Below are 5,931 nucleotides of genomic sequence, written 5' to 3' on the forward strand. Positions count from 1 at the left end.
CCAAGGGACAGCCGGCGGGCTTCGAGGGCGTCGGCATTGTCGTCGCCAGCGGGGACGAACCCTATCCAAAAGGCCTGATCGGCAAGCGTGTCGCTTTTGCCACGGGCGTCACCAATTGGGGCTCTTGGGCCGACTATGCCGTAGCCGAGGCCGATGTTTGCATCCCGCTGCTCGACACCGTTCGCGACGAGGATGGCGCGGCGATGATCGTCAACCCGCTCACCGCGCTCGCCATGTTCGACGTCGTCAAGAAGGAAGGCGGAAAGGCCTTTATGATGACCGCCGGCGCCAGCCAGCTCTGCAAGCTGATCATTGGCCTGGCCAACGGAGAGGGCTTCCGGCCGATCGTCACCGTGCGCCGCGACGACCAGATCGCGGCGCTGAAAGCGCTCGGCGCGGCGCACGTCCTCAACGAAAAGGCGCCGGATTTCAAGGCGGCGCTACGCGAGGTGGTGAAGGCTGAGCAGCCGCGCATCTTTCTCGACGCGGTGACCGGGCCGCTGGCTTCCGCCATCTTCGACATTATGCCGAAGCGGTCGCGCTGGATCATCTACGGGAAGCTCGATCCCGAAGCCACTGTTATCCGCGAGCCCGGCCAACTGATCTTCCAGCACAAGCGTATCGAAGGTTTTTGGCTGAGCGAGTGGATGCGCCAGTTCCAGGATCGCCGCGGCCCGGCGATCCTGGAAGCGCAGAAGCGTTTTTCCGACGGGCGCTGGTCGACCGACGTGACAGCGGTGGTGCCGCTTGCCGAGGCCATGACGCGGGTGCCGGCGGAACTGGCCAAGCCGAACGGCAAGGTGTTCATCCGGCCTTAGGCCAATTCGAAAGGTTCGAGAAGCTTGGACGCGAGGGGGCCTCGGAGTGCTTTGCGTCAGAGATCGCCGGTTATCCGCCGCCTCGGGACCGTCAGGCCGATACCCGCGTCCATCAAGCCCCCTATGCCATGCCGCTGCGTCCGTGATATGCCGCCGCCATCGAATGCCGGGACAGGCTGGACCGAGCTTGTTCCGGGATTGTGTGGGGTGCCTTGATGACGATTTCCAAGCCGGTTTTCGACCGTTTGGGGTTTGGCCTGTGGATCGGAGCGTTCCTGGTCGTTCTTGCCATGGTCCTGCGGTCGCCGTACACGCGGACGGTATGGAAGGCCTATATAGACGGCAGCGAGGCGCTTCTGGCCGGTCTGCCGCTCTACGACACCCAATCCGAGATGGGGTATCTCTACGCGCCGGCCTTTGCCGCGCTCTACACTCCGATAGTCAAGCTCGGTCCGCATCTGGGCGGCGTGGTGTGGCACTCCCTCGGGTTTGCGGTGCTGACCTATGCCGCGATGCGGCAGGTGCGCAAGCTCGGTGGTGGCGAGTTGATGTGGCTGCTTTCTTTCGGCCTCTTCCTCGCTTTGCCGATGGCGCTCGGCGCGATCCGCAACGGTCAGGCGACGATCCTTTTGACCGCCGCTTGCTGGCTTCTCACATTGTCGGCGCTGGAAGGGCGACGGGCGGAGACGTTCTTCTGGGCTTCGCTTGCCATCATCGCCAAGCCGACCGCGATCATAATGCTGTTGTTGGTAGGAGCCCTTCGGCTTCGGTTGATACCGGTGCTGGTGCTGGCGGTGCTGTTCGTGCTCGCACTGCCTTACGCTTTTGCTCCCGCCGGCTATCTCAACGATCAGTATCGTGTCTTCGCCCAGATGTTGACCTCCATGGCCGTCGACAATACCAGCCATTTCGTGTCCACCGATTTCACGGCACCGTTCACCACGATAGGGCTGCCGATACCGGAATTCGGCGCAACGATCGTGCGCATGGTCATGGCCCTCCTTACGCTTTCAGCCGTCATCTGGTTCGACCGCAGGCTCGAAGGGGGAAAGGCAGCGCTGGCGATCTTCCTGACGGCCACTTTCTACATGTGCGTCTTCAACCCGCGCGTCGAGCCCAACACCTTTGCCATGATCGCGGTACCAGCCGGTCTTGCCATCGCCCTGTTGTGGCGCGAAGAACGAGGCGGCGTCCTCGCCTCGGTGCTGTCGATGACGCTGTTCGTGACCGGGCTGAGCGGCGTCGAGCGCCATGTGCACGATTTCCTCTTCCCCTGGTTCCGGCCGGTGGCCGTCACTTTCATCGCCGGTTCGCTGATCTGGTGGTTCTGGGCCAAGGCACGGGAAAAGGTGGTGAATGCGGGAGTCGCGAATGGCTGAGTTGCGACAGAGCCTCGATATCGTTGCGCCATTCTTCAACGAGGCGGCTTCGGCATCGGCCTTCGCGCGCCTGCTCGGCGAGCTCGAAGCGGCCGTGGCACAGCGCTTCGGCATGACCGTGCACAAGATCCTGGTCGATGACGGCAGCCGTGACGACGGCGCCGGACGATTTTCGCAGGCGCTGACGGGATCGTGGGAGATCGTCCGCCTCAGCCGCAATTTCGGCAAGGAAGTCGCTGTGCTCGCCGGCCTCGACCAGTCGCGCGGCGACATGGTGCTGATCATGGACGCCGACCTCCAGCATTCCCTGGACATCAGCCTGAAGCTGATCGCCGAGCTGGTGAACCATCCCGACATCGACGTCGTCTATGCCCAGAACGACCGCCGCGAGGCGAGTTGGCGGCGCAGCCAGCTTGCACGGCTTTTCTACAGCCTGATCAACAGCAGCCAGCGTTTCGACATTCCTGAAAATGCCGGCGACTTTCGCGTCATGCGCGGCGCCGTGGCGCGCGCACTGACCAGCCTGCGTGACAAGCGTCGCTTCAACAAGGGCCTGTTTGCCTGGGCGGGCTTTCGCCAGAAAGCATTGCCCTATTCGCCGGAAGGCCGCGCCAGTGGCACATCGAAATGGAGCCGGCTCAACCTGATCGCCTTCTCGCTCGAAGGGTTCACCTCGTTCTCCGTCATTCCGCTGCGCCTGATCAGTCTTAGCGGGCTGCTCGCGGCGTTGGCCGGCGCGCTCTATGGTGCAAAGGTGTTCTTCGAGGTGATCTTCTACGGCATTGCCGTTCCGGGCTACCCCAGCCTGCTGGTTGCCGTCGTTCTGCTCGGCGGCCTCAACCTGACCCTGCTTGGCCTGATCGGCGAATATGTCTGGGTGACGCTCAGCGAGAGCAAGGATCGGCCGGTCTATCTCGTGCGCGATGTCGTGCGCAGCGATGCCTCCGCCGACCGGCCGGAGCCGGGCTCTTCGAACAGATGACGCGGCGCATTCGCCTGATCGCCGACGATTACGGCCTGGCGCCTGGCGTTTCCGCCGGGATTCTCGATCTTCTCGATCGGGGGCGCCTGACCGGCACCAGCTGCATGACCGGCTTTCCCGAGTGGGCAAAGGAGGCAGAGCGCATAAAACCGCTGTGCGGCCGGGCTGCGGTTGGGCTGCACCTCACCTTGACCGACCAGTTGGCCGTCACCGGCCGGTCGGCCCTGGCGCCGGAAGGCCGGCTGCCACCGCTCCGCGCACTGGCCTTGCCTGTTCTGCGCGGCCGCATCGGCGCCCGCCATGTCCATGCCGAGCTTGACGCCCAGTACAGCCGCTTCGTCGAGGCGCTTGGCCGCCGCCCCGATTTCGTCGACGGGCATCAGCATGTGCATTTCCTTCCCGTCGTGCGCACATGGCTGTGCGCACGGTTTCCAGAAGGCGCCGACAGGCCGGCCCTGCGCGGCGCCCCGACGCTGGCCGCGGGAGCGAAAGTCGCTGCGATTGCCGCGCTCGCCGCCGGGTTCAACCGCTCGATGCAGCGCGCGGGCTTCACCGTTTTCCAGCCGCTCGCCGGCATCTATGACTGGCGGCAACCGGAAAAGTTCGCTGCGGTTCTGCAGGCCGCCGTCGAAGGGTTGCCAGAGCGAGGGCTGTTCATGTGTCATCCCGGCCATGTCGACGAGACGCTGCGCGCGCGCGACATGATGCAAGGTGTGCGCGAGGTCGAATTCGCGGCCCTCGCATCGGACGCGTTCGGAGCCAGCCTGGCCCGCGCCGGCGTCGAGATCTTGGACGGCAAGAGATGAGCGACGCCGATCGGCCCCAGCGTTCGGCCGGCAGCAAGATCGTCCGCTTCGCCATTGTCGGACTGGCGAACACGGCCATCGACCTTGCCAGCTTTTTCCTGCTGCTCAAGCTCGGGGTTCCGCCGGTGCCGGCCAACATCGCTGCCTGGTTCGTCGCCGTCACCTTTTCCTTCGCGGCGAACGGCTTGTGGTCGTTCGAGCGCAATCGAGCCATCCGTTTGCATGACGCGTTCCTTCGTTTCGCCACGCTTGGAGCGCTGATTTCGCTCGGTGTCTCCAGCCTCTCGATCGCGCTGTTCGCCGGCATCATCGGGGTGTGGCCGGCGAAAATCGGCGGCGTCGTGGTGGCGGCGGTGCTGAATTTCCTCGCCGCGCGCTGGTCGATCGAAGGCCGGTTCTTGAGATAGGCGGAATTATTTTTCTTACGAAATTCCGGACGAAGAACCGCTACACACTTTTCCTGGGATTTCTATTCAGCCGGCTCCACATTGGTGTAGGCGGCTTCCTCCAACTCGCGCTTCAGTCGGGCTTCCTCGTGGGTCTTCGGCGTGACGAAGCGGCCAAGCAGGAGATAGGCGACCGGCGTCAGGAACAGCGTCGAGACGGTGGCCAGCCCCAGGCCGCCGACGATGACCCAGCCGAGCGCGACGCGCGCCTCGGCACCGGCGCCGCTCGCCAGCACCAGCGGCAGGCCGCCGAGCACGGTGCAGATCATCGTCATCATCACCGGCCGCACGCGGATGATCGAGGCCTGTTCGATCGCCTCGCGCACGCCAAGCCCGCGGTCGCGCAACTGGTTGGCGAATTCGACGATCAGGATGCCGTTCTTGGCCATGACGCCGACCAAAAGCACCAGGCCGATCTGGCTGTAGGCGTTGAGACTGGTGCCCGAGAGGAGAAGCGCGAAAATCGCACAGGCCAGCCCTAGCGGCACCGTCGCCATGATGATGACGGCGCTGACAAAACTTTCGAACTGGGCGGCCAGCACCAAAAGGATGATGACCAGCGCGAAGCCGAAAATGGTGACCATGGCGCTGTTGGTCTCGCCCAGCGTCGCCGCCTCGGCCAGCGGCAGGATGCGGCTGCCTGGCGGCAGCAGCGGCGTGGCGATTTGCTCGGCGCGGGTGAGCGCATCGCCAAGCGCGAAGTCGCCGCTGAGGTTGGACGTGATCGCCACAGAGGGCTGCTGCTGTTCGCGCGACAGCGACGGCGGCACGGCGCGTTCGGTCAGCGTGGCGATGGTCGACATCGGCACGAAACGTCCGTCGGCTGTTTTCAGGAAGATGTTCTCCAGATCCGTCGGATCGTTGATCGGATTGGTGGTCGAGACCAGCTTCACGCCGTAGCTGCGGTCGGCGATGTAGACGTCGACGACGTCGTTGCCGTCGAGCATGGCCTGCAGGGTGTTGGCCAGTCCCGATATGTCGATGCCGAGGTCAGAGGCGCGCTCGCGGTCGATGGCCACGGCGAGTTGCGGCTGCGTCGGGTCGATGGACAGGCGCGGTGTCTGGAAGCGCGGGTCCTTCTGCATCTCGGCGATGATCTTCACGGCGGCATCGCCGAGCGCCTTGCGGTCGTTGCCGACCAGCGCGAACTGCAGGCCGTTGCCGGCGCCGCGGATACCGAGGCTGTTGGGCTGGACCGGGAAGATGCGCACGCTCGGCACCTGCCTGGTCAGCTGGCTGATCTCGGCCATGATCTCCTGCTGGCTGCGGCTGCGCTCGTTCCACGGCGCCAGCGTCATCACCATGAAGCCGGAGTTGTAGGAGCCGTTCTGGCCGGCGTTCTCGAAAGTGCTGCGGATCTCGCCGGAATCGCGCATCGGCTGGATCAGTCTCTCGATCTTCTGCATCTGCTGCGTTGTGTAGTCGAGGCTGACGCCTTGCGGGGCGCTGATGCGCAGAAGCACGGCAGCGCGGTCCTCGGTCGGCGTCAGCTCCTGGCGG

Annotated in this window: 6 protein-coding genes; 5 read left to right on the plus strand and 1 reads right to left on the minus strand. The window is 64.6% G+C overall.

Annotation, left to right across the window (positions count from 1 at the left end; genetic code table 11):
• The 5 genes from EN939_RS17750 to EN939_RS17770 all read left to right on the plus strand — a co-directional run.
• A partial coding sequence (locus tag EN939_RS17750; protein ID WP_127269056.1) for a zinc-binding dehydrogenase occupies nucleotides 1-818 on the plus strand: 818 nt, incomplete at its 5' end.
• A gap of 215 nt (nucleotides 819-1,033) precedes the next feature.
• Complete coding sequence (locus EN939_RS17755) at nucleotides 1,034-2,197, plus strand: glycosyltransferase 87 family protein (RefSeq protein ID WP_127269057.1); 1,164 nt, start codon at nucleotides 1,034-1,036, stop codon at nucleotides 2,195-2,197.
• Nucleotides 2,190-3,179 carry a glycosyltransferase family 2 protein gene (locus EN939_RS17760; protein WP_127269058.1) on the plus strand — a complete coding sequence of 330 codons (990 nt, stop codon included), beginning with the start codon at nucleotides 2,190-2,192 and terminating at the stop codon, nucleotides 3,177-3,179. The genes EN939_RS17755 and EN939_RS17760 overlap by 8 nt, the downstream gene beginning before the upstream one ends.
• Nucleotides 3,176-3,985, plus strand: a complete 810-nt coding sequence (locus EN939_RS17765) for a ChbG/HpnK family deacetylase (protein ID WP_127269059.1) — start codon at nucleotides 3,176-3,178, stop codon at nucleotides 3,983-3,985. The genes EN939_RS17760 and EN939_RS17765 overlap by 4 nt, the downstream gene beginning before the upstream one ends.
• Nucleotides 3,982-4,392 (plus strand): GtrA family protein, encoded by a 411-nt coding sequence (locus EN939_RS17770; protein ID WP_127269060.1) that lies wholly within the window; start codon nucleotides 3,982-3,984, stop codon nucleotides 4,390-4,392. The genes EN939_RS17765 and EN939_RS17770 overlap by 4 nt, the downstream gene beginning before the upstream one ends.
• Before the next feature lie 62 nt (nucleotides 4,393-4,454).
• Here the strand turns inward: EN939_RS17770 and EN939_RS17775 are convergent.
• The coding region (locus tag EN939_RS17775) for an efflux RND transporter permease subunit (protein ID WP_164751052.1) at nucleotides 4,455-5,931 on the minus strand (1,477 nt) is incomplete at its 5' end.

The organism is Mesorhizobium sp. M7A.F.Ca.CA.002.05.1.1, from assembly GCF_003998335.1.
GTDB lineage: Bacteria > Pseudomonadota > Alphaproteobacteria > Rhizobiales > Rhizobiaceae > Mesorhizobium.

Bases quoted from the DNA above. Each gene is read 5' to 3' on its own strand.
- EN939_RS17755 (WP_127269057.1), top strand. From the start codon at position 1,034: ATGACGATTTCCAAGCCGGTTTTCGACCGTTTGGGGTTTGGCCTGTGG.
- EN939_RS17760 (WP_127269058.1), top strand. From the start codon at position 2,190: ATGGCTGAGTTGCGACAGAGCCTCGATATCGTTGCGCCATTCTTCAAC.
- EN939_RS17765 (WP_127269059.1), top strand. From the start codon at position 3,176: ATGACGCGGCGCATTCGCCTGATCGCCGACGATTACGGCCTGGCGCCT.
- EN939_RS17770 (WP_127269060.1), top strand. From the start codon at position 3,982: ATGAGCGACGCCGATCGGCCCCAGCGTTCGGCCGGCAGCAAGATCGTC.